This window comes from Pantoea sp. 1B4 (genome assembly GCF_016925765.1).
GTDB lineage: Bacteria > Pseudomonadota > Gammaproteobacteria > Enterobacterales > Enterobacteriaceae > Pantoea > Pantoea agglomerans.
This window is the reverse complement of sequence record NZ_JAEUWZ010000001.1, coordinates 2615530-2640763: the sequence shown is the minus strand read 5'-3', so window position 1 is coordinate 2640763 and position 25234 is coordinate 2615530. Positions and strand designations below refer to the sequence as shown.

The window sequence follows — 25234 nt, the reverse complement described above, 5'->3', positions numbered from 1 at the left end:
TATCAGGCACCAGTCATTCTCTCACTGCATGCTAGCACATCCGGCAAAAAAAAGGGGTGAAATCAATATTGCCCGTTATTCGGCGAATTGACGGGCACGCTAAGATTGATTGCCAGCACGTTGATTACTGGCGGAAAAGATCGGCGCGGGTATAGGGTTTCTCCATGCCCGCAAGGCTGGCGGCGAAACGCTCCAGGAACTGCTGCGTGGTGGCGACACGACCGTGACTCATCAATACAAACGGCACTAACAGCGCAGCACCGACCTGCGGCCAGCTGAAGCCTTTGAGCGAGGTGCGACGCTGGGATATCAGAAACGCCGTGCTCAGCGTGAAGCCCAGCAGCAGCCCGGTGACCACCTCACTTTTTGAGTGTGCGTGGATGACCAGGCGGGAGAAACCGACCATCAGGGGAATCAGATAGCCAACCCCAATCGCCGCAATGCGCCACATCGCGGACCAGCGCCCGGAAATCAGCCACAGCATGACCGGCCACAGCGTGGCGGACATGGCACTATGACCGCTGAAACCGGTAAAATTAAAGCGGGCGCTGCCGATGCCAAACCCCAGAAACAGAATTTTAGAGATGCTGACGGTCAGGCCAGCCAGGCCAAATGCTACAATCCAGTAAAAGACCGTATGACGATTATCACTCTTCCACGGCAAAATCAGCGCAATAATCACCGCTGTTGGAATCAACAGCATGCTGTCGCCAAAATAGGTCAAAGTCTTCCAGTGCATACCACTCCTGATGCATCTTCGGTCGTCACGTTAGCGACACGCGTTGTCTGAACAGCGCGCCGCGCAGGCCATTTTTTTTATAGTATGGTGTGCCGCTAGTTTATCGGTGAAATGAGTGGCGTCCAAAGGAGAAAGTCTGAAAAGTCGCCGACGCCATTTCTCTGGCATCAAAAGGCCGAAATCCCTATACTTAGCGCGAACACACCCTCTCCATTTCGGCCCGTCCGCTGCCCGCGTAATGTGTGACCAGTGGCAGGCTCCAGTTATCAGGTCTTAAAAAAGTATGACTGACAAGTCTCATCAGTGCGTGATTGTAGGCATTGCCGGCGCTTCCGCATCCGGTAAAAGTTTAATTGCCAGCACGCTCTATCGTGAAATCCGTGATCAGGTAGGTGGCGAGCACATCGGGGTCATCCCGGAAGATGCTTATTACAAAGATCAAAGTCACCTCACCATGGAAGAGAGGGTTAAAACCAATTATGACCATCCGAGTGCGATGGATCATGATTTGCTGTTGCAGCATCTGCAGGCGGTCAAAGCCGGTCAGGATATTGAGCTGCCGGTCTACAGCTACGTTGAGCACACCCGCACCCAGCAAACGCATCATCTGAGCGCAAAAAAAGGTCATCATCCTTGAAGGCATTCTGCTGTTAACCGATGCCCGTCTGCGCCAGGAACTCAACTTCTCTATCTTCGTGGACACGCCGCTCGACATCTGTCTGATGCGTCGTATGAAACGTGACGTCAATGAGCGTGGCCGCTCAATGGATTCGGTAATGAGTCAGTATCAGAAGACCGTTCGTCCGATGTTCCTGCAGTTTATCGAGCCATCAAAACAGTACGCCGATATCATTGTGCCGCGCGGCGGAAAAAACCCGTATCGCCATCGATATCCTCAAGGCGAAAATCAACCAGTTTTTTGAATAACACACGTCCGTCCGGACGTGGTGCAGACCGACGGCAGGCACGCATGCCGGTTTGCTACACTAATGCCATGGAGTTACCGCAATGAGATTATGCGATCGCGATATTGAAGCCTGGCTGGACAATGGCAAACTGGCCATTGAGCCACGCCCGCCGGTCGAGCGCATTAACGGGGCCACCGTCGATGTGCGTCTGGGTAATCAGTTCCGCACCTTCAGCGGTCATACCGCGGCCTTTATCGATCTGAGCGGCCCGAAACAGGAAGTGAGCGCGGCACTGGATCGGGTCATGAGCGATGAGATCGTATTGCCTGATGGCGAGGCCTTTTTCCTTCATCCGGGAGAGCTGGCGCTGGCGGTGACGCTGGAGTCCGTGACGCTGCCTGACGATCTGGTCGGCTGGCTGGATGGCCGTTCATCGCTGGCGCGACTTGGGTTGATGGTACACGTTACGGCTCACCGCATCGATCCTGGCTGGCAGGGCCGTATCGTGCTGGAGTTCTACAATTCAGGTAAACTGCCGCTGGCTCTGCGTCCCGGTATGTTGATCGGTGCGCTGAGTTTTGAACCGCTTTCAGGCCCGGCTGCGCGTCCCTACAACCGGCGTGAAGATGCGAAATATCGCGGTCAGCAGGGCGCTGATGCCAGCCGTATCGACAAAGACTGATCTGAGGATGTAATGAAAAGAGTGATAACCACGCTGGCCATCCTGTTAGTGGTGGTCGTAACGGGAATGAGCGCGCTGGTGCTGCTGGTCAATCCCAACGACTTTCGTGCCTATATGGTGCAGCAGGTCGAACAACGCAGTGGTTATCGCCTTGAGGTCAGCAGCGATCTGCGCTGGCACGTCTGGCCTCAGCTCAGCATTCTGGCCGGCCGGATGAGCCTGACCGCGCCGGGTGCCAGCCAGCCAATGGTCTCGGCGGAAAACATGCGGCTGGATGTTGATCTCTGGCCACTGTTGTCTCATCAGCTCAGCGTCAGCCAGGTGATGCTGAAAAATGCGATAGTGCGGGTGACGCCAGATAGCCGCGCGCAGCGTGCCAGAAATGCGCCCCAGGGTCCGCGTGATGCGGAGCCGGCTTCGCCTTCCAGCGGCTGGTCATTTGATATCGCTAAACTGCGGGTAGCAGACAGTCTGTTGATCTGGCAGCAGCCAGGCGGCGACGAATATAATTTCCGCGACCTCAACATTAATATGGAACAGGACGCGAACAAGCTGGCGACGCTGTCGCTGAGCACTACGCTGATGCGCAACCAGCGCAACGCCACACTGAATCTCAAAGGCCAGCTGGATGCCGCGCAATATCCCCATCGCCTCAGCGGCCAGTTGCAGCAGCTTGATTACACTTTGTCCGGCGCCGACATTCCGGCACAGGGGATCAAAGGCTCGCTGAGCCTGCAGGGCGAGTGGGATGGTGACCGCCAGCAGCTCTCCTTCAGTAATCTGCAGCTCACCGCCAATGACAGCACCCTGACCGGGCAGGGCAGTGGTCATATTGCGCCACCGCAGCAGCTGGCGCTGGATCTGAAAGCCAGCAACCTTAACGTAGATAATTTACTCACCAGTGCGCCCGTCTCTGACGCACCTGGCGTGCAGCACGCCACCGTAGCCCGTTCGCCGGTGATTGCTGCGCCGCGGGAACGCAGCAACGCCGACTCTCCGCTGAATGACCTGGATCTGGCGCTGAAGTTACAGGCTGACAATGCGGTATGGCGCGGACTCTCTCTGACCAGTCTTTCGGTGAACGCCAGCAATCAGCAGGGAGTGATGACGCTGAAGACGCTCAGCGGCAAGCTGGGCAATGGCAGTTTCTCCATTCCTGGCAGTATCGATATCCGTCAGCCAGAGACGCGGGTCAGCCTTAAACCCCAACTCCGTTTAATTGCGATTCAGCCGCTGCTTAAAGCGTTTGAACTGCCGGAAAGTGTGCAGGGGAACCTGAGTCTGGATGGCGACCTGTCGGGTGATACGCTGACGGTCGAAGCAGCCAAACATCGCTGGCAGGGCAGGGCGACCATCAGCGCCAGCAACCTGAAGCTGGCAGAGCTGAATCTGCAGCAGATGGTGCAGCGTGCCGTGGCGCGGGTCAGCGATAAGGTCAGCAGCGATCAGGCGGTGGATGAGGGGATTGAGTCGATCAGCGCACAGGTGGCGCTGAATAAGGGCGTACTCAGTTTCAGCGATATCAATGGCAACGGCCAGAATCTGGGCCTGCAGGGTGCGGGCAAAGTTGACATGGTGCAGCAACAGCTGGATATGACCCTGGGGCTAAAAATCAGCGGCTGGCGTGGCGATGATGCGCTGGTGAAAGCGCTCTCCAGTCAGCCGGTTCCGCTGCGCATGTATGGTCGCTGGGACAGCCTGCAATACTCTCTGCCGGTGGATGACGTTCTGCGTAACCGGCTGCAGAGTGAGGCGAAATCACGGCTGAATCAGTGGATCGATCGCCAGAAAGAGGGCGAGAACAAAGAGAACCTGAAGAAAATCATGCGCCCGTAGCGGGCGCATTCCCTTCTGCCAGCTAACCACTCAGACCTCGTAACTGATATCGGGCTGCAGCAGGATCTCGACTTTCTGCACCCGATGATTTTCGACCTGCAGCGTTCGCAGCAGATAGTCACCCAGTTGCAACACTTCGCCTTCCTGAGGGATGTGTTGCAGCTTATCCATCAGTAATCCCGCCAGCGTATGATAGTCACCCTGCTCATCGAGCGGCAATTTCACATAGAGCGCCAGATCTTCCAGCGGCATATGACCGTTAGCAATCCAGTGACCTTCATCCTGAATCTGAATATCGTAGCGAGCATCGATTTCACCCGCCTCATTCGGCAGATTGCCGGCGATGGTCTCCATTACATCGCTCAGCGTCACCACGCCTTCCACCGAACCAAACTCATCAACCACAAAGGCAAAGTGAGTATGGGCCTGACGAAACTGTTCCAGCGCCTGCAGCACCGTCAGCCGTTCAGGAAAGACCAGCGGCTGTCGAATCAGGGCGCGTAAATCCAGGGAATTGTGGTGCAGTGACTGGTGCAGCAGATCGATAACGTGAACCACGCCCAGCGGTTCGCTGGAGTGATCTGTGATCAGTATTCGCGTGTGCTGATTGCGGTCGAGGCGCGACATAATCTCTGCCGGATCATCACTGAGATCGATATGTTCGACGTCGTGGCGCGAGGTCATGATGCTGTTAATGTGGCGCTGACCCATGCCCAGTACGCGGGCAATCATCACCCGTTCCTGCCGGTTAAACAGCATGCTGTCATCGCTGTCAGCAATCAGTGACGAAGTTTTCGCATCCAGTTCCGCCGGTTCTGCCGCGCCGCGCAGCAGCCGTAACACCGCTTCCGCCGTGCGCTGGCGTAGCGGACGACCGGCCGACAGCACCCGACGACGATTAAAGTGCGCCAGCTGGTTCAGTGCCTCAATGACCACCGAGAAGCCGATTGCCGCATAGAGGTAGCCTTTGGGAATCACAAAGCCAAAGCCTTCCGCCACCAGGCTGAAGCCGATCATCAGCAGAAAGCTTAAGCAGAGGATCACAATCGTAGGATGGTTGTTCACGAAGCGGGTTAACGGCTTGCTGGCGAGCAGCATCAGCAGAATGGCGATGGTGACCGCAATCATCATGACCGGTAAGTCATTAACCATGCCGACGGCAGTAATCACCGCATCCAGCGAGAAGATGGCATCCAGCACCACGATTTGCGCCACCACCGGCCAGAATTTAGCGCCGCCTTTTTGTTGACCGGACGCCTCATCATCCCCTTCAAGACGCTCATTCAACTCTGTGGTGGCTTTAAATAGCAGGAAAATCCCGCCTGTCAGCAGCAGTAAATCGCGCGCACTGAAGGGATGGCCCATAAGCGTAATCCAGGGTTCTTTCAGCGTAACCAGCCAGGAAAGCGATGCCAGCAGCAATAATCGGCACAATAACGCCAGCAGCAGTCCAATCACGCGCGCGCGGTCGCGAAGCGGCCCTGGAAGCTTCTCCACCAGGATGGCGATGAAGATCAGATTGTCGATGCCTAAAACCAGTTCCAGAACGATTAGCGTTACTAATCCCGCCCATAGCGAGGGATCTGCAATTACCTCCAGCATGCGTTGTTCACCTGAATGTCTTAAATTGAGTTTTCTCTGATGATAGTGGAGTGCGAAGCCACGTACAAATGGCAGGGCAGGGGGCATGTTCTCAGATAACCGCGCTATATCGTGCAAAATATGAACATAATAGTGTGACGCTTTGATTAACTTCACAGGACGCAGTAGAGATAATTCTTAGTCATTGGCTGACAGGAAAGAGATATTCACCTGTCGGGCTTATGCGATTTATCTCATCGGGAGTATGGCATTAATCCGAATTGTGAAGAAAGGATTGCACTGCCCGTCAGGCCTCAATACTAATTGCTGGTAGTCTTTTTCCTAAAATAGTCCAGGGATGGCGGGACCTGCTTGTAAACAAGCCAGTAATAACTAGTATAGCAACAAGTTAGCAAACTCTGCCCCAGAGTCGTAATCTGCGTACCTATTCGACATTAATCGCAATGTCACGAATGAGTAATTCGCCTGTGAACGTCTGTATGATGCGTTGCGGTAACGCTAACACATTACGGGGAGCATTATGAATGATGACAGCGATATTGGCAGCGACAGCCAAGGGCGGTAGCGTGCCCGAATCGCGTTTTTGTTGATAAAGTGAGCAGCGCTGGCGGTGGTTAAGTCAGAGTAATCTGTTGGTATTCATCACGATATTATTGGTTTCATGGTTAAGATCATTGGCGTAAACGCCGCAGGAGCTCCCCTTAGAAACGGCTCACTCTGGAGAGGTTTCGTCGCTTAATGATTAAACAGGCGATAGCCGTTGCGGGTTTAAGGAAATAAAATAAAGAGTTAAATATGCGCGATACAGAATTTACGTTTAAAAGTCTTATTACCAAATTAATGCTGGCATGTTCAGACTTAATTTGTTTCAACGCAGCGTTCTTTTTGGCGATGATGCTAATTAATTTGCAGTCAGATTCGCCGCTGGCAGATATTTCTGAAAAAGAAATGAATTTAAAAATTGCCACACACATTTGTCTGTCGGTAATTTGTATTGGTTGGTTCTGGGTAAGGCTGCGTCACTACACTTACCGCAAACCTTTCTGGTTCGAATTAAAAGAAGTTTTTCGTACCATTCTTATATTTTCTGTTATCGACCTGTCGATTACCGCTCTGTCGCAGTGGCAGATGTCGCGTTTCGTCTGGTTACTGACCTGGATCCTGGCGCTGATTTTAATTCCGACCTGCCGCGCGCTTTCTAAACGTCTGCTGAATAAAAATGGCTTGTGGAAAAAACAGACCATTATTATCGGCAGCAGCAAAAATGCGCACGAAGCCTGGCAGGCGCTGCAAAGCGAAGAGGTCATGGGTTTTGACGTTATCGCCTTCTATGACGTTGATGGAACCTGTCCGCAGGAGATCATGAACGGCGTGCCGGTGCTGCGCGACGAGCAGGAGCTCTGGAGCCTCACCAACAGCGAAACGCAGTTTATCGTTGCCGTTGAGTACGAGCAGAGTCAGTACCGTGATGTCTGGCTTAAATCGCTGGCGATGCACAACTGCCGTTCAGTGTCAGTGATCCCAACCCTGCGTGGTGTACCGCTCTACGGTACCGATATGGCCTATATCTTCAGCCATGAAGTGATGATCCTGCGGGTTCAGAACAACCTGGCTAAACGCACGTCGCGCTTCCTGAAGCGGGCATTCGATATCGTGGGTGCGCTCTCGATTATCCTGATGCTGATGCCAGCGCTGCTGGTACTGGGCTTCCTGGTGGGTCGTGACGGTGGACCACCGATTTATGGTCACGAGCGTGTGGGAATGAATGGCCGTAAATTCAAATGTCTGAAATTCCGCTCGATGGTCATTAATTCAAAAGAAGTGCTGGAAGAGGTGCTGCGCACTGATCCGATTGCCCGTGCGGAATGGGATAAAGATTTCAAACTCAAAAATGATCCACGTATTACTAAAGTGGGCCACTTCATCCGTAAAACAAGCCTCGATGAGCTCCCTCAGCTCTGGAACGTGGTGCGCGGTGATATGAGTCTGGTCGGACCGCGTCCGGTCATTGAAGATGAACTCTGTCGTTATGCCGGTGATGTTGATTATTACCTGATGGCAAAGCCAGGCATGACGGGATTGTGGCAGGTCAGCGGTCGTAATGATGTTGACTATGAAACCCGCGTCTATTTCGACTCGTGGTACGTGAAAAACTGGTCACTGTGGAACGACATCGCGATTCTGTTTAAAACAGTGGGCGTGGTGTTGAAACGCGATGGTGCCTATTAATCGTGAGTCGGAATGAGCGCGTTAATGCGCGCTCAGAGGTGTTTTGCCGTTGTCAGGCGTGTCGTTGATAGTGGCCATCATCAGGGATATCGCTGTGCATCCATAGTCCGCTATGATGCGTGGCGTTCAGGGTACACCCTGGTAGATGGCCGCTACTTATAACAAGTGGAGCAAGGATAATGAACGACAGGTTCAGTGCTTAAGTCAGGTAGGATTTACTTTTTGTTGGACGCTTACACAGCGGCGGTTTCGCCTCTATCAATAAATAACTGATAGCGAAGATCTAAATGATTACAATCAAAATGAAATTGATACCCTTGCTGGTATCCGCCACATTCCTTAGCGGGTGTACGATCGAACCAGGTTCTCACCTTTCTACATCAGGAAAAGATGTTGTTGAACAGCAGGATAGCAACTTTGACATCGATAAATATGTCAACGTCTTCCCGTTAACGCCTTCACTGGTTGAAAGGATGCGTCCGAAGCCACTGGTGGCTCAGACGAATCCTGCCCTGCAGAACGAAATTCAGAACTACGAATACCGTATCGGTGTGGGCGATGTCCTGACCGTAACGGTCTGGGATCACCCGGAACTGACCACCCCAGCGGGTCAGTACCGTAGCGCCAGCGACACCGGTAACTGGGTACATTCTGACGGCACCATTTTCTATCCCTACATCGGTCGTGTGCGTGTAGCGGGCCGTACCGTCGGCGAAGTGCGTGACGAAGTGTCACGTCGTCTGGCTCAGTACATTGAAAGCCCACAGGTTGATGTCAGCATCGCCTCGTTCAAATCACAGAAAACTTATGTGACGGGTTCAGTGACCACTTCTGGTCAGCAGCCCATCACCAACGTTCCGTTGACGGTGCTGGATGCGATCAACGCCGCTGGCGGCCTGGCCGCTGATGCTGACTGGCGCAACGTGGTGCTGACGCACAACGGGCGTGAACAGCGCATCTCTCTGCAGGCACTGATGCAGAATGGTGACCTGAGCCAGAACCACCTCCTCTATCCAGGCGATATTCTTTACGTTCCGCGTAACGATGATCTGAAAATCTTCGTGATGGGTGAAGTGAAGCAGCAGACCACCCTGAAAATGGACCGTAGCGGCATGACGCTGGCGGAAGCACTGGGCAATGCGGCCGGGATGGATCAAACCACCTCTGACGCCACCGGTGTATTCGTTATCCGTCCACTGCACGGCACCGATCGCAACAAGATTGCCAACATCTATCAGTTGAACACCAAAGATGCGGCATCCATGGTGATGGGAACCGATTTCCAGCTCCAGCCTTACGACATCGTTTATGTCACCTCTACGCCGCTGACGCGCTGGAACCGTGTGATTGGGCAGTTGATACCGACCATCGCAGGTATCAACGATGCAACACAGGCCGCATCGCGTATCCGTACCTGGGGTAATTAAGGTCCCATCATGATTAAGTCCGTGTTAGTCGTTTGCGTCGGCAACATCTGCCGCTCTCCTACCGGAGAGCGCCTGTTTAAACGTGCGCTGCCTGATTTAGACGTTCGCTCTGCCGGCCTGGGGGCGCTGGTCGGCCACCCGGCCGACAAGACGGCGTCTGAAGTCGCTGCTGCGCAGGGTCTGTCGCTGGAAGGACATGAGGCGCAACAGTTGACGGCAGAGATGTGCCGCAACGTTGACCTGATTCTGGTGATGGAAAAGCGACATATTGAACAGGTGAATCGCATCGACCCGGCCGCGCGTGGCAAAACCATGCTGCTTGGGCACTGGCTCAATCAGAAAGAAATTGCGGATCCGTACAGAAAAAGCCGTGAGGCCTTTGAAGAGATTTACGGATTACTGGAAAACGCTACCCAGAAGTGGGTGAACGTATTAAGCCGATAGTTGGGATTATCCATGAATATAAAAAATAAGGTCAGAACCGCGCCGGGAGAGGATTCGAATGGATGGGATCTGGCGCATCTTGTGGGACAGCTAATTGATCATCGCTGGATCATTGTTGCCGTTACCGCTTTTTTCATGCTGGCGGGAACACTCTACACACTGTTTGCAACACCCATTTATAGCGCAGATGCGTTAGTTCAGGTTGAGCAGAAGAATGCCAGCACCGTTCTGAACGAAATTGACAGCATTCTGCCACCGACACCAGCCTCTGATACGGAAATCGAGATTCTGGAATCCCGTATGGTCATCGGCAAAACCGTTGACGATCTGGGTCTGGATACCGTCGTTGAGCAGAACTATTTCCCGGTTATCGGTAAAGGTCTGTCGCGCCTGATGGGCAACAAACCCGCCAGTATCGCGATTTCGCGCCTGGAAATCCCACGCACTATCGACAAACGTAACGTTGAACTGGAAGTGACCGGTCCGGATAGCTACACCGTCTCAAAAGATGGCGATGAGCTGTTCAAAGGTAAAGTCGGCCAGCTGGAGTCGCACGGCGACATCAGCATGCTGGTCAGCGAGATCCACGCTGATGAAGGCACCAGCTTCACCGTGACCAAGCTGAATAACCTGCAGGCGATCCGTTCAGTGCTCTCTAACCTGACCGTGGCAGACAAAGGTAAAGATACCGGCGTGCTGGGTCTGGAGTATCTGGGTGAAGATCCAGAGCAGATCAGCAAAGTGCTGAACCAGATTGTGAATAACTATCTGTTACAGAACGTTGAGCGCAAGTCAGCGCAGGCAGAGAAAAGCCTGGAGTTCTTACGCACTCAGCTGCCTGCCGTGCGCAGCAAGCTGGATGAAGCGGAAGACAAGCTGAACACCTTCCGTCGTCAGAACGAATCTGTTGACCTGTCACTGGAAGCGAAATCCGCTCTGGACTCCTCTGTCAGCGTGCAGAGTCAGCTGAACGAACTGACCTTCCGTGAAGCCGAAGTCTCTCAGCTGTTTACCAAAGATCACCCGACGTATCGCGCGCTGCTTGAAAAACGCAAAACGCTGGAAGGTGAGCAGGCTCAGCTGAACAAGAAAATTGCTGGCATGCCACAGACTCAGCAGGAAATCCTGCGTCTGACCCGTGACGTTCAGTCTGGTCAGGAGATCTACATGCAGCTGCTGAACCGTCAGCAGGAGCTGGGTATCAGTAAAGCGAGCACCGTGGGTGATGTCCGCATCATCGATGGCGCGCAAACCGCTAACTCGCCTGTTGCACCGAAGAAGCTGCTGATCATCGCCGCGAGCCTGATTTTCGGTCTGTTTGTGTCAGTGGGTCTGGTTCTGCTGAAAGCGCTGCTGCATCACGGCATCGAGAACCCGGATCAGCTGGAAGAGCTGGGCATGAATGTCTATGCCAGCGTTCCACTGTCAGACTGGCAGCGTAAGAAGGATACCGAAGCCCTGGCGCGTCGTGGCAGCAAGGTGAAAACCGATCCGCACGAAACGCTGCTGGCGCTGGGTAACCCGACTGACCTCTCCATCGAAGCGATTCGTAGCCTGCGTACCAGCCTGCACTTCGCGATGATGGAAGCGAAAAACAACATCCTGATGATCACCGGTGCCAGCCCGGGTATTGGTAAAACCTTTATCTGTGCCAACCTGGCGACCCTGGTCGCGAAAGCGGGTCAGCGTGTTCTGTTTATCGATGGCGACATGCGTCGTGGTTACACCCACGAACTGCTGGGCGCAGATAACAAATCAGGTCTGTCCAACGTGCTGTCCGGTAAAACTGAGTTCAGCCCGGCGCTGATTCAGCAGGGCGTGTACGGTTTCGACTTCCTGCCACGTGGTCAGGTTCCGCCGAACCCGTCTGAGCTGCTGATGCATCGTCGCATGGGTGAGTTGCTGGAGTGGGCGAGCAAGAACTACGACCTGGTGTTAATCGATACGCCGCCAATCCTGGCCGTCACCGATGCCTCTATCATCGGTAAGCTGGCCGGCACCTCACTGATGGTGGCGCGTTTCGAAGCCAACACCACCAAAGAAGTGGACGTCAGCTTCAAACGCTTTGCCCAGAACGGTATTGAGATTAAAGGTGTGATCCTCAACGCCGTGGTGCGTAAAGCCGCTAATGCGTATGGCTATGGGTATGACTACTACGCCTATGACTACGGCAAGACGAACAAAAGCTGATCATTGAGCAATAAAACAGGGGGCGGTCTGACCGCCCCTTTTTTATCGTCCCTTTGAATGACGACACGCATCAATTTACACAGGTTATTCTGTCCAAACCCACAAAAGCGATACATCTATAAATCGCATGGCGAGCGTCACTCAACAGAATTCATCACCAGCAGGCATCGCCCGCACGCAATTTGTGACCGTGCAATCAGACTCGCTGTAAAGCCAGTCGGTAAGGCGAAGCGTGATTATTGCTGGCATGAGAACTTGTGGAATTAAGGAATCACACCATGGCTCCATATTGGTATGTATCAGGCTTTTTTACTGCTGCTTTCGCTGTTTGAAATAGCGTTAAAAAAAAGACGAACGCACAAATTATATTCTGACCTGGCTACTCTGTTTTGCCGCCGTGACTTTGATTATTTTCGGGGGAATACGTGGTCTTGGTACCGGCATGGATGACTTTCAGTACCGGAGCTTCTTCGAAGACTTTGTAAGACGTATTGAGATTAATGGCTTCTTTAATACCGTTGCGTTTTTCCGTTACGAACCGCTGATTTTTGCGATGGCCTGGCTCACCAGCCTGTTTTCGCACAATGCCAGCATCTTCCTGTTTGTCTTCTGCGCCATTGCCGTTTCCATCAATACCTGGTTTTTCAGGAAGATGTCTCCGTATCCGGTGCTGGCGCTGGTGCTCTATTCGGCGCACATCTTTATCAACAAAGACATTAACCAGATTCGCTTTGGCCTGAGTTCTGCGCTGTTCCTTGGCGTTCTCTGGTCGATCTATCTCAAGCGCTACTGGTGGGCATTTGCCTTCTTTATTCTGTCGTTCACGAGCCATAACACCGGTGTCATGGTGGTGACGCTTGTGCCGTTCCTGTTTATCCGGGACTGGCGCTGGTGGCCGGTCATTATCATCGTTGCCAGTCTGCCGCTATCGGTTGTGGGTGGCTCGGGCTTTATTGCCCTGATTGCCGGTCATCTGGGATCGCTGGGAGAGAGGGCATCGGGCTATAACAATGACCCCTCCTATGCAATGGGTGGCAGCATCCTGGCCGTATCGAACCTGAAAAACATCATGCTGGTGTTTGTCTTCTTCTATTTCATGCTGACCGATAAGCTGAAGCGCGAGAATTACGCCCAGTATCGCCTTAACTATCTGCTGATTTTAAGTTTTGCCATCGGCGGGGCGATCAGGATCTTCCTGTACAACTTCCCGTCAGGTTCGCGCCTGTCCAACTATCTGCAACAGGTTGAGCCGATCATCCTGACCTCGCTGATTTATCAGGCAAGGCGATCCTGTAAGCCAGCGCTGTATGCCATGCTGGTGTTCTTCCTGCTCTATTACCTCTACTACAACACCATTTCAACCAAACAGGCCGTTACCGGTTATGAAGTGGCGCGGGAGTTTTGGCTGATCCACTAATCAATCTGACGACCGCCTCTGGGTGACGAGTTTCACCCAGGGGCGGTCGCCGGTCAGAACACAGGTTTTTCATCGACCGTTGTCGAATGAACTGTTTATTTTTGAACTACTTTAATGAGGTGCTGGCAATGAAGGACATTCGTTTCTCCATCGTAATTCCGGCTTATAACGCGTCAGAATCGATTGTCACGACGCTGGATTGCGTTAAAGCACAAACGTATCGCAATTTCGAAGTCATCATCGTTGATGATAAATCTGCGGATGCCGCCGCGCTGGCGGATGTGGTGCGCAGCGAACGCTACCGGGATCTCGATATCAATCTGGTGCTCTCCGAGGTCAAACTCAACGGAGCCGGTGCACGTAACAAAGGCATTGAGCTGGCGACCGGTGACTACGTCAGCTTCCTTGACGCCGATGATGAGTGGGCGGCGGACAAACTGCAGCAGGTGAGCGAAAAAATTGCTCAGCTGGACGCGCAGGGCAAAAAGAATTTCGTCATTTTCAGCCAGGTGAATATCTATCAGGATGGCACGTTCCTGAAAGTGATGCCGATGCAGCCGCCAGGCAAAAATGAAACGGTCGCGGAGTATCTGTTCGGCTGCTACGGCTTTATCCAGACCAGCACCATTGTGCTGAAGCGGGAAGACGCGGCGAAAATTCAGTTCGATACCCGCTACATCCGTCATCAGGACTATGATTTCTGCATACGTGCCGACCGCATGGGCTATGACTTTGTGATGATCGCCGCACCGCTGGCGAACTACCATCTGGTCACTAAGTTTGGCTCGAAACACAAAGGCGAATCGGTGAACTACTCGATGTTCTGGCTCGATAGCATGAAGCCGCATCTGACCCCGCGTGACATCCACACTTACAAAGCTTTTAAGCTGCCGCTGCGCTACAAGATGGATGGTAAGTCGCTGATGGCGAGCCTGAGCTTTGCGCGCTACTTCTTCCTCACCAACAAAGACAACCGTGCTTACTTTATGAACCGGGTTAAAGACAAGGTCAAAGCACGTTTCGGCGGTGAGAAAGCGATCTCCTGACGCGCGCCGCGCCTCGCTCTGCTCCTGATGCCAGGAGCGACTCTTTTTACGATTAATTCAGGGTTGAAGATGAATACTTCTGTTGGAACCGTTGGCATTGTCATGCCTATGTATAATGCACGTCAGACGGTGTTACGCGCGGTGCAATCGGTTATCAATCAGCACTATACCGACTGGCATCTCTATCTGGTCAACGATAAATCGACCGATGACTCGCTGGAATTTGTGCGTGAGCATTGTCAGGATCCGCGCATTACCATTCTGGATAACGCGGTCAACATGGGCGCAGCAGAAACCCGTAACGTCGGGCTGCGCGCGGCCACTGAAGAGATTATCGCCTTTCTCGACAGCGACGATGAGTGGCATGCGGATAAGCTGACCCAGCAGGTCGCTGCCATCGCGGCCGGTGATGATTTTGTGATTACCGAATATCACTATAAAACCCGCAAGGCTGAGCACGACATTACCTACGGCAAACCTTACCTGCAGCAGGAAAACTTTGTGAAGAAGCAGTATCGCGTCTGCTTCTCCTCCGTCTGTTTCCGCCGCCCGCCGCAGGGGCTTTTCTTCCAGCGCAAAGGCCACGAAGATTTCCTGTTTTTGTATGAATTATTCACCCGCTATAAGCAGGCACGCGTAATTCAGACGATTCTGGTCAACTATTACGAATTAGGCGATTCCCTTTCCCGTAATAAGAACAAAGCGGCCCAGTGGCACCTTGAATTATTAAGAATTATCTATAAAAACAATCCTTTAAAAATCTATTACTATTACGCCTGGTATATGGTGAATGGTGTGCTGTTTACCCTTAAGCATCGTTAAGCCTGTCGGCAGGATTGTCTTTAAAATTTGAGGTGGATAGCGTTTCATGAAAAAAATTGTCCTGGTGATCAAAGATGCTTATTCGTATGCGGGCACCGAGAACATCTGTAACTTCATGTCAGAGTGTCTTGGCGAGACCCATGAAGTCACCATCTACTCGCTGGAAGGCAGTGGAAAAACCTTTTACCCGTTTGAGCACGTCAAACAGATCGTCAGCTTTGAAGGGCAGAGCAATCCGATCAAAAGCGCGGTTGCCCGGATTCACGAAGAGGGTTTCGATACCGTCTTCCTGATCAGCATGGGTCGCCTGAGCGTGATGTTCGCTTTCTGGAATCTGCTGGCGATGAAGAAGAAGCGGGGCAAAGCCTACGCCTGCGAACACATCGCCATTAACTCCTTCAGCAAACCGATTAAGTTCCTCAAGTTTCTGCTGCTGCGCTACTACGACCGCGTGATTGTTCTGACCGACAAAGATCATCAGGTGTTCAGCCGCTGGCGCATTCCCAGCAAGCAAATCCCCAACCCGGTGGTTTACAAAGACTATCAGCGCCAGACCCGTCATCGCCAGGCGCTGGCCGTAGGCCGTCTGGATAACCAGAAGGGCTTTGACCTGATGCTGGATATCTGGCGCGACTTCGCCCGCAGCCATCCTGACTGGACGCTGGTGATTGCCGGTGACGGTGAACTGCGTCAGCAACTGCATGACCAGGCGGCGGTGCTGGGCATCACCGACAGCGTGAAGTTTGTCGGTAAGGTCAGCAATATCAACGACTACTATCGCGACAGCGATATGGCGCTGATGACCTCGCGCTATGAAGGATTGCCACTGGTACTGCTGGAAGCAAAATCCTGGTCACTGCCGGTAGTGGCATATGACTGCCCGACCGGTCCACAGGAGATCATCAATCACGGGGAAGATGGTTTCCTGGTTCCGATGAACGACAAAGCCACGTTTCTGGCCCGAATGGAGCAGCTCGCCAGCGATGACGCGCTGTTCTATGCCATGAGCGAAAAAACGAAACAGACCGCGCTGAAATTCGACGGTAATCAGATTAAGCAAAGCTGGCTGTCACTGGTTTAACCGGAGCTGGAAAAGCTCACTTGCGACGTGCCTCAGGGACACCGCCATGGCCAATGGCCTTATTGACTACGGGAATTGATGCATGAAAAGAAGAGAAGTTTTACAGACCGCCGCCTCCGCTCTGGTGGGGGCTCTCTCCGTGAGCACCTTTTCCAGCTACGCTGCAAAAAGTAACGGTATCGCCCTGAAGCCGGTTGATGCCACTGACGTGCCTAAAGGCGACGTGCCAATTCTGACCCCGGAAAATGTCTACGCCATGCCACCGCAGTTCTGGCAGGGTTTTGAAGGCAAACTCTGGATTGGTAAAGCAGGTGCAGATGCCAGCAAACCGGGCAACCAGATCCCGGTCTTCCTGCGTGATGCCAGCGGCAAAGTGTCGGAGATTGCTCAGCCTATCGCGCTGAACAAAGGTAACTTTGCCCAGTTTATTCAGGACAATGCTGCGCTGATTGCCAATCCGTCGCATTCGATGGCAGTCGAGGACAGCAGCGGTCAGACGCTGTTCAACATCGCGGATGTCAGCCGTCCGGGCGCTGCAGATTTCAGCCAGCGTCTGGCGCAGCCAGCGGGTTATCAGCTGATTGGTGAGATCCCGTCCGTAGCGGAGTTACGCAAAACCCGTCCGCTGTTTGAAGGGGCCAAGGTTAAGCTGAAAAGCTGGCATGAAGGACGGGAAGTCGGCGGCGGCGAGTTTGTCGGCAGCTTCCAGCCTGCTCAGAATGATGGCGGTGTAAACTTTGCCGGTGAGGGCTTTTCCTGGCGTCGCGTGGTAGACGATTTTAACCGCCTGACCCTGTTTGATTTCGGTGCGATTGCCGATGGCAAAACCGATACGGCACCCGCCATTATGGCGATGTTCCAGTGGTCACAGCAGGCAAACCAGCAGATCTGTGTCCAGTTCCCGGCCGGTACCTTCATGGTCTCAGCCTGTAACCTTGGCGATAAGTATCTCAACTTCTTCCGCATGTCCGGTGCGATGGTAAACTTCGGCTACTTCCCGGCGACCACGATTGTCTCGGATGGTAAGTCAGAGTTCGTCTTTGAGATGAATGCCCGTCGGGTTGAGCTTTCCAACCTGAACTTTAACGGCAACAGCGATAAAAGCCCCAACAAGCAGGGCTTTTTCCATAACAACTGCCCTGGCGGACAATATTTCCGTGGTGCCTGCCTGCGCTTTAACGCAGTTGGCGGCACCGCCATCAGCCTGCAGGATACTCTGGATTGTAAAATCGACCAGTGGTACGCCTCACGCTGCAGCGGCGATGTGATCAAATCGGGCTGGTCAGGTCAGAAGCAGGGCAAATGGGACCACAGCACCGCGATTGAGCTGTCGAACTTTAATGCGCAGTACTGTCGTGGTGGCAAAGTCCTCAATCTGCCGCGCTGCGGCCAGTCGATTATCCATAACGGCTGGATTGAGCACTGTGATAATCCAGGCGATCTCTCCAACGGCCAGTGGATTGTCGATGCGCTGAGCCTGGAAGATTGTAAGAATCCGCTGATCGCGCATAACACGCGCCTGAATATGCGGCAGACCAGCCTGCAGTCGGGCAGCTGGATCGACAACTCCATGCAGGGCGACCGTCTGCTCAGCATCTGGGAGATGGGATCGACCCGCGTGGAGTCCTATGGCGTCGCGCTCGATGGCAGCCTGAAGTACAACTACATTACCTCGCGCTGGCGTTTAGAGAACAACACGAATCAGGAAACCTGGTTTGATCTCGGCAGCCTCTACTCCCCGACCGTGGGTGATTCGTGGGAGATCGAAATTTTTGGTCAGTCGCAGTTCAGTAACGGCAGTGGCGATAAGCCGCTGATGGACCTGATCGGTGACAAGACCACCGGTGGCCGCGCGATGATCCACGTACAGCGCAAAAAAGATCGCTCTGAAGCGAGCTGGTCGGCCGAAGGCAGCAGCCCGATTGTCGATGTGCGCTATGTGGCTGAGCATGACACCGATGTCCGCATCTTCGTCAAACTGGCGGGCTGGACGCCGTCGGTGGCCGTGCTGGTGAAAACCACCGGTAAAGATCGCTTTGTCACCGGTCGCTGTGCGCGCGTTAACGCGAAGATGGAGAAGGGCAATCCTCCGGCGGGCGACGCGACTAAACGCGCGCCGCAGCGCTTCAGCCTGCACAACGGCAAAGCGGGCGTGGGCGCTAATGAACAGGGCGACCTGCTGATGGCTTCCCGTCCGCTCTCCGCCGATCAGGTCGATACCAGCAAGCCGGAAGGCTTTGTTTCCGTCGTGATCAACGGCAAACAGGTCGCACTGCCTTACTTCGCAATCAAGTCGTAATCCCTTGCATCACGGCCGCCACAATGGAGGCGGCCGGTTTTAACAGGAGCACTACCTTTGGGTGCGTTATCCCGTAAAGCATTACTTTAAACAGAGTTCATTTTGCCCATTGCGGATCTGGGCGGCTTACAGAATTAAAAAAATTCATTCGGAGTTGTTATGAAAATTTTATTGGTGGGTAACCATACGTGTGGAAATCGCGGGGATGGCGCGATTCTTCGTGGACTGATTGATTCAATGAAGTCTGCACGCAGTGATTTAGAAATTGATGTTATAAGCCGTTATCCAACCAGCTCCGGTTATCTGCTTCAGCAGGATATTAAGCAGGATGCGCTGTATCTGCACAACAGCAAATCAGGCAAAGGTCTGGTTGGTTCGTTCAAGCGTAAAGTCGCGAACCGCCTGATGCCTGATATCATGATGGCGCATCTGGGCAAGGGCGGGATCTTTAAGTCGTTCGCTGTACCCCCGCACCTGAAAGCGTTTACTGACAGTCTGGCAAAATATGATGCGATTATTCAGGTTGGCGGATCGTTCTTCGTTGACCTCTATGGTGTGACCCAGTTTGACCATGCCCTCTGTGCACTGATGGCGAAAAAGCCGATCTACCTGATCGGTCACTCGGTGGGGCCGTTCCAGAACCCGCGCGTCAATGCGCTGGCAAACTTTGTCTTTGATCGGGTCGACAGCCTGGTGCTGCGTGAATCGGTGAGTCTTGACCTGATGAAGCGCGATGGCGTGACCAGTTCTAAAGTCGCGTCTGGCGTTGATACCGCATTCCTGGTGCGCGCACGCGAAGTCGAAAATCCGAGCCATAACCTGCTCTACTGGCAGGGCATTATCGATGGCCGTAAAACCATCGCGATCACCGTGCGTGAACTGGCACCGTTTGATAAACGTCTGGGTGTGACGCAGAAAGAGTATGAAGCGGCATTTGGCCGGGTGATCAATGCCATGATTGCTGAAGGCTATCAGGTTGTGGCGTTCTCAACCTGTACCGGCATCGACAGCTATGCCAAAGATGACCGCATGGTTGCACTGACCCTGCGTGACCACGTGACGCAGCCTGAACATTACCATGTCATTATGGATGAGTTTAATGACCTGGAACTGGGCATCCTGCTGAATCATTGCCATCTGACCATTGGTACCCGCCTGCACTCGGCGATTATCTCCATGAACTTTGGCACCCCGGCTGTGGCGATCAACTACGAGCACAAGTCGATGGGTGTGATGAACCAGCTTGGTCTGCCGCAGATGGCAACCGATGTGAAAAGCCTGATGGATGGCTCGCTAATCGACAAAGTGAAAACTGTGCTTGCCGATTACGACAACATCAAGCTTAAGGTCGACACGGCCGTTGCGAATGAAAGGGAAATTGGCAACCGGATCACTGAAGAGATTCTCAAAGTATTAGGGTAATGTGATGAAACTGACTTTTTTCACCATGCGTTTCCCGGTTGCCTCTGAGACATTCGTATTAAATCAGGTAACCCACTTTATTGATGCCGGTTACGAGGTGGAGATTATTTCAGTCTTTCCCGGCGATTTAGTGAACCGGCATGCCGCTTTTGATGAGTATGGTCTGGCGGCGAAGACGCATTATCTGCTGCCGGAAGAGAAGATCTCGATTGTCGATAAGCTGAACCAGCGCATCAAGCTGGTGCTGCCAAAAGTGACGAAGCCGTCGCTGCTGCGTTCGCTGAATGTGCGCCGTTATGGCGCACAGTCCAGCAAACTGCTGCTGCCGTCGATTGTGGCGAATGCTAAACAGACCTTCACCGCAGATGTGTTCCTGGTGCATTTCGGCTATGCCGGTGCCCTGGCGAACAAGCTGCGTGAGCTGGGCGTGCTCAAGGGTAAACAGGCGACCGTGTTTCACGGCGCCGATATTTCCCGTCGTCACATTCTGGAAGAGCACAAACTCGACTATGTGAATCTGTTCCGCCAGAGTGAGCTGATGCTGCCTATCAGCAATCTGTGGAAGAACAAGCTGATTGAGATGGGCTGCCCGCCGGAAAAAATTCACGTTACGCGTATGGGCATTGAGCCGGAGAAGTTTAACTTCCAGCCGCGCCAGGCATTTCAGACGCCGCTGCGTATCGTTTCGGTGGCACGTCTGACCGAGAAGAAAGGGCTGGATGTGGCGGTCAAAGCCAGCGCCATCCTGAAGCAGCGTGGCGGTCAGTTTCAGTACACCATTATCGGTAACGGCGATCAGGATGAGATGATGCGTGATTTCATCGCCCGCGAGGGGATGGAAGATTGCGTCAGCATGCCGGGCTTTAAACCGCAGGAGGAGATCCGTCGCGCGCTGAGTGAGGCTGACATCTTCCTGCTGCCCTCCAAAACCGCCGCAGATGGCGATATGGAAGGTATTCCGGTTGCACTGATGGAGGCGATGGCGGTCGGCCTGCCGGTGGTCTCAACCTTCCACAGCGGCATTCCGGAGCTGATCGAAAACAACGTATCTGGCTGGCTGGTGGAAGAGGACGATCCTGAGGCGCTGGCGGAGACGCTGCTGAAGCTCTCTCAGGGTGAAGTGGATGTGGCGCCCGTGGTCGCGGCCGCCCGTCACAAAGTTGAGACTGAATTTAATCAGCATATCGCCTACGGCGAACTGGCACAGATTCTGGAGCGACTGGTGTGAGTGGATTTAAGTCACAGGCGATTTGGCTGTTCGGCAGCACCTGCTTCTCGGCAGTGCTGCAGGTTGCACAGCTAAGCTTTCTCGCCCGCAAACTGGAAACCCACGAGCTGGGTCTGTTAGCCATCATCAACGCCATCCTGGCGGTGGCGGGTGTGCTGCAGGATATGGGGATGAGCAGTTATCTGGTGCATCGCCAGAACATTACCCGTCGTGAGCAGAGCACTATCTACTGGGTGAACGTCTCACTCAGCTTATGTACTGGCCTGATCATGCTGCTGATCGCCTTCCCGGTCTCCTGGTTCTATCACCTGCCGGAGCTGGTAGGTCTGATCATGCTGACCAGCCTCAACTTCCTGGTGCTGGGGCATCTGTCGCAGTATCAGGCGCACTACATCAAAACCAAGCGGATGGTTTCGCTGGCGAAGATTGAGATGGGCACCAAGCTGTTTGCCTTCCTCTGTGTGGTGGCGATGCTGGAGTTCACCTCGCTCACCGTAGCGGCGGCGATTCTCGGTCTGTTCATTAACGCCTTTACCCGCATCCTCTGCATGATTGCGCTGGGTGAGAAGTCGTGGCGTCCGACCTGGGAGTTTGATAAAGCGACCTTTATTGGCGCGATTCGCTACGGCAGCTATCAGCTCGGCTCGCAGACCATTAACCAGCTGCGAACCCAGGCCGATGCGCTGGTAGTGGGTAAAGTGATGGGTGCCGAGATGCTGGGTGTCTACTCGCTGGCGAAAGAGCTGGTGCTGCAACCGCTGAAGCTGGTGACGCCGGTGATTAACCGTCTGGCACTGCCGCGCTTTGCAGAGAAGCAGCACGATGCCGAGCAGCTGAAGAAGCTGTTCCTCAAAGGCACGCTGGGGATTATGCTGTTCAGCAGCGCGATGTACCTGGTGATTGGCATCTTCTCGCCGGTTATCGTTCGTGTGCTCTACGGCGCATCCCACGAGCAGGTCTATCATCTGATTCCGCTGATGCTGCTGTTTGGTATGCTGCGGCCGATGGGCGGACTGACCGGAGCGATTTCCCAGGCCAACGGACGGACCAACGTTGAGTTCTACTGGAACATCGTGGCGAGTATTGTGGTTCTGGCGGTGCTGGCAACCACCTTTATCTGGCCGAACGTGCTCTATGTGGCGCTGACGCTTTCCATCTCGCAGATTCTGATCTCGGCACTGGCTCATCCGTTCTTTATCAAGCCGGTAATTGGCATTCGGTTTATCCCTTATGCCCGGCAGTGGGTGGCGGTGTCGGTGGTATTTGTCGGCATAATGCTGCTGGTCAATCACTTTAATCTGTTTGTGATGCCGGAGTGGTTTGAAGGCTGGTTGTAATCACAATTGCGTTATATCAACGGGCGGCCTCAGGGTCGCCCGTTTTCATTTATGGCTGGTCTCAGCCGTGCGGCGACCAGGGGTTGAAATAACAGAGGCGATATTCGATTACTGATTGTCTTTATTCAGTTTATGCCGTTGCTGGCAATGGGCAAAATGCCGAATTTCCAAGTTATGACAGAGAGTTACTGTCCGATTTTCAGATAAAGATTATACTTGCTCTTCCGGCCGATCCTGCATAATCGACCCACATCTTCATTTTATTAAACGGAATAAATATGACCAAGCTTAAAGCAGTAATCCCGGTTGCGGGCCTCGGTATGCATATGCTCCCTGCGACTAAAGCCATTCCGAAAGAGATGCTGCCTGTCGTCGACAAACCGATGATCCAGTACATCATTGACGAGTGTGTTGCCGCGGGTATTAAAGAGATTGTGCTGGTCACGCATGCATCGAAAAATGCCGTAGAAAACCATTTCGACACCACCTATGAGCTCGAAGCGCTGCTTGAAGCGCGCGTGAAGCGTCAGCTGCTGAGCGAAGTGCAGTCTATCTGCCCGCCAGGCGTGACTATCATGAACGTGCGCCAGGCGCAGCCGCTGGGTCTGGGCCACTCGATTCTCTGTGCCCGTCCGATGATCGGTGATAATCCGTTTGTGGTCGTGCTGCCTGACGTGTTGCTGGATGATTCTACCGCTGACCACATGCGTTATAACCTTGCGGCGATGGTTGCCCGTTTTGAAGAGACCGGCCACAGCCAGGTCCTGGCGCAGCATATGCCCGCGTCCAATCTCACTGAGTACTCGGTAATCACCACTGCAGAGCCGATTGATCACCCTGGCGACATCAGCACCATTACCGATTTCGTTGAGAAGCCTGAAGATACCGCCGGACTGAACTCTGACCTGGCTGCGGTAGGCCGCTATGTCCTCTCTGCTGATATCTGGGCCGAACTGGAGCGCACTGAGCCAGGCGCGTGGGGCCGTATCCAGCTGACCGATGCGATTGCCAGCCTGAGCAAACATAAAACCGTTGATGTTTCGCTGCTGACCGGTCACAGTTTTGACTGCGGTCGTAAGCTCGGTTACATGCAGGCGTTTGTCTCTTACGGCCTGCGCAGCAACGCGCAGGGTCGCGATTTCCGCGAAGCTATCCAGACCATCCTCGCAAAACAACAGTAATTTATTTGCCGCGTCCTGCGCGGCAGATTGAAAGGAGCTCACATGGCAATTTTAGTCACGGGCGGAGCAGGGTATATCGGCTCCCATACGGTACTGGCGCTGTTGCAGCGCGGTGATGATGTTGTGGTTCTGGATAACCTCTGCAATGCCTCACGCGAAGCGATTAACCGCGTTGAGAAACTGGCAGGCAAAAAAGCGACCTTCGTTGAAGGCGATATCCGTGATCGCGCCTGTCTGCGTGACCTGTTTGCATCCAACAGCATTTCAGCCGTGATCCACTTTGCTGCGCTTAAAGCCGTCGGTGAATCTACGCGTATGCCGCTGGAGTACTACGAGAACAACGTCGCGGGCACCGTGGTGCTGCTGGAAGAGATGCGTGATGCCGGCGTCTGGAACTTTATCTTCAGCTCATCAGCAACCGTTTATGGCGCAGATGCCCCGGTTCCTTACGTTGAGACCACCCCGATTGGCGGCACCACCAGTCCATACGGCACCTCTAAGCTGATGACCGAATTCGTGATGCGCGACTTCGCCAAAGCGGAGCCGAAGTTCAAGGCGATTGCGCTGCGTTACTTCAATCCGGTTGGCGCGCATGAGTCAGGCGAAATCGGTGAAGATCCGGCGGGCATCCCAAACAACCTGCTGCCGTACATTGCACAGGTTGCGATTGGCCGTCTGGAGAAGCTGGGCGTGTTTGGCGGTGATTACGATACGCCAGACGGCACCTGTCTGCGTGACTACATCCATGTCGTTGACCTGGCGGAAGGGCATCTGAAAGCACTGGATTATCTGAGCAAAGTTGAGGGCTACACCGCCTTTAACCTGGGCGGCGGCAAAGGCTTCTCGGTGCTGGAGATGATCAAAGCCTTTGAGAAGGCATCCGGCAAGGCGATCCCGTTTGAGATAAAGCCACGTCGCGATGGCGACCTGCCTGCGTTCTGGGCCGATGCGTCACTGGCAAACACCACGCTCGACTGGCGCGTGACGCGCGGCATCGATGAGATGATGCGCGATACGTGGAACTGGCAGAGCAAGAACCCGGATGGGTTTCGGTAGTTGAAAAAAGGCGAACTCAGGTTCGCCTTTTTTTATATTTGATTTGAAATATCTTATCAGACCTTTCTCATAATTCTGATTGCATCACCCTGAGGCATCAGCAACCATCTCCTGCGCCAGAAAAGTGCTCATTAGTTGAACTAACACCTGCGACATAAACGCATTTTATTCGTAATAGCTATACCTGAGTGATAGAATTTACGATTGTTGAATGATAAACCCACTTAAACAATTTCATTAATAAAGTGATATCAATCAACTGAATGCTGAACATCTGGCGGATTCATG

The 25234-nt window shown here is 53.5% G+C and carries 17 protein-coding genes and 2 pseudogenes; 17 read left to right on the top strand and 2 right to left on the bottom strand.

The window, feature by feature from the left end:
* Window positions 1-124 precede the first annotated feature (124 nt).
* Window positions 125-739: a phosphatase PAP2 family protein gene (locus JNO11_RS12855; protein WP_010248160.1), complete on the bottom strand. Its 615-nt coding sequence runs from the start codon at window positions 737-739 to the stop codon at window positions 125-127.
* A gap of 283 nt (window positions 740-1022) precedes the next feature.
* On the opposite strand from JNO11_RS12855, the pseudogene udk reads away from it, so the two are divergent.
* From udk to asmA, 3 genes and pseudogenes are all read left to right on the top strand, one after another.
* Window positions 1023-1666, top strand: a pseudogene (gene udk / locus JNO11_RS12850) (uridine kinase).
* Between the two features lie 81 nt (window positions 1667-1747).
* On the top strand, window positions 1748-2329 hold the full coding sequence (gene dcd, locus JNO11_RS12845) for a dCTP deaminase (RefSeq protein ID WP_004571280.1): 582 nt from the start codon (window positions 1748-1750) through the stop codon (window positions 2327-2329).
* 12 nt (window positions 2330-2341) lie between these two features.
* The gene (asmA, locus tag JNO11_RS12840; RefSeq protein WP_033772204.1) at window positions 2342-4165 is read left to right on the top strand and encodes an outer membrane assembly protein AsmA; all 1824 of its coding nucleotides are present in this window, start codon (window positions 2342-2344) and stop codon (window positions 4163-4165) included.
* A 30-nt stretch (window positions 4166-4195) separates the two neighbouring features.
* Here asmA and JNO11_RS12835 read toward each other — a convergent pair whose 3' ends face one another.
* Window positions 4196-5767, bottom strand: a complete 1572-nt coding sequence (locus JNO11_RS12835; protein WP_010248151.1) for a TerC family protein — start codon at window positions 5765-5767, stop codon at window positions 4196-4198.
* Between the two features lie 795 nt (window positions 5768-6562).
* On the opposite strand from JNO11_RS12835, the gene wbaP reads away from it, so the two are divergent.
* The 14 genes and pseudogenes from wbaP to galE all read left to right on the top strand — a co-directional run bounded on the left by wbaP (window position 6563) and on the right by galE (window position 24946).
* The gene (gene wbaP, locus JNO11_RS12830; protein WP_010248148.1) at window positions 6563-7996 is read left to right on the top strand and encodes an undecaprenyl-phosphate galactose phosphotransferase WbaP; all 1434 of its coding nucleotides are present in this window, start codon (window positions 6563-6565) and stop codon (window positions 7994-7996) included.
* Between the two features lie 287 nt (window positions 7997-8283).
* Entirely contained in the window at window positions 8284-9423 is a 1140-nt protein-coding gene (locus tag JNO11_RS12825) for a polysaccharide export protein (RefSeq protein WP_010248145.1), read from the top strand.
* Window positions 9424-9432: 9 nt separating this feature from the next.
* Window positions 9433-9867 carry a protein-tyrosine-phosphatase gene (locus JNO11_RS12820; protein ID WP_010248142.1) on the top strand — a complete coding sequence of 145 codons (435 nt, stop codon included), beginning with the start codon at window positions 9433-9435 and terminating at the stop codon, window positions 9865-9867.
* 12 nt (window positions 9868-9879) lie between these two features.
* Window positions 9880-12057: a tyrosine-protein kinase Wzc gene (gene wzc / locus JNO11_RS12815; RefSeq protein ID WP_010248139.1), complete on the top strand. Its 2178-nt coding sequence runs from the start codon at window positions 9880-9882 to the stop codon at window positions 12055-12057.
* Between the two features lie 278 nt (window positions 12058-12335).
* A pseudogene (locus JNO11_RS12810) lies at window positions 12336-13474 on the top strand (EpsG family protein).
* A 128-nt stretch (window positions 13475-13602) separates the two neighbouring features.
* The gene (locus tag JNO11_RS12805; protein ID WP_010248134.1) at window positions 13603-14520 is read left to right on the top strand and encodes a glycosyltransferase family 2 protein; all 918 of its coding nucleotides are present in this window, start codon (window positions 13603-13605) and stop codon (window positions 14518-14520) included.
* A 69-nt stretch (window positions 14521-14589) separates the two neighbouring features.
* On the top strand, window positions 14590-15342 hold the full coding sequence (locus JNO11_RS12800) for a glycosyltransferase family 2 protein (RefSeq protein ID WP_010670978.1): 753 nt from the start codon (window positions 14590-14592) through the stop codon (window positions 15340-15342).
* Window positions 15343-15388: 46 nt separating this feature from the next.
* On the top strand, window positions 15389-16423 hold the full coding sequence (locus JNO11_RS12795) for a glycosyltransferase (RefSeq protein ID WP_010670977.1): 1035 nt from the start codon (window positions 15389-15391) through the stop codon (window positions 16421-16423).
* 82 nt (window positions 16424-16505) lie between these two features.
* Entirely contained in the window at window positions 16506-18722 is a 2217-nt protein-coding gene (locus JNO11_RS12790; protein ID WP_010248126.1) for a phage tailspike protein, read from the top strand.
* A 159-nt stretch (window positions 18723-18881) separates the two neighbouring features.
* Window positions 18882-20144: a colanic acid biosynthesis pyruvyl transferase WcaK gene (gene wcaK / locus JNO11_RS12785; RefSeq protein WP_010248124.1), complete on the top strand. Its 1263-nt coding sequence runs from the start codon at window positions 18882-18884 to the stop codon at window positions 20142-20144.
* 4 nt (window positions 20145-20148) lie between these two features.
* The gene (locus JNO11_RS12780; RefSeq protein WP_010248122.1) at window positions 20149-21372 is read left to right on the top strand and encodes a glycosyltransferase; all 1224 of its coding nucleotides are present in this window, start codon (window positions 20149-20151) and stop codon (window positions 21370-21372) included.
* Complete coding sequence (locus JNO11_RS12775; protein WP_010248120.1) at window positions 21369-22709, top strand: lipopolysaccharide biosynthesis protein; 1341 nt, start codon at window positions 21369-21371, stop codon at window positions 22707-22709. The genes JNO11_RS12780 and JNO11_RS12775 overlap by 4 nt, the downstream gene beginning before the upstream one ends.
* Before the next feature lie 278 nt (window positions 22710-22987).
* Window positions 22988-23890 carry a UTP--glucose-1-phosphate uridylyltransferase GalF gene (gene galF, locus JNO11_RS12770; RefSeq protein WP_010248118.1) on the top strand — a complete coding sequence of 301 codons (903 nt, stop codon included), beginning with the start codon at window positions 22988-22990 and terminating at the stop codon, window positions 23888-23890.
* A gap of 42 nt (window positions 23891-23932) precedes the next feature.
* A complete protein-coding gene (gene galE, locus JNO11_RS12765; protein WP_010670976.1) occupies window positions 23933-24946 on the top strand; it encodes a UDP-glucose 4-epimerase GalE in 1014 nt (337 codons plus the stop codon).
* Window positions 24947-25234 lie beyond the last annotated feature (288 nt).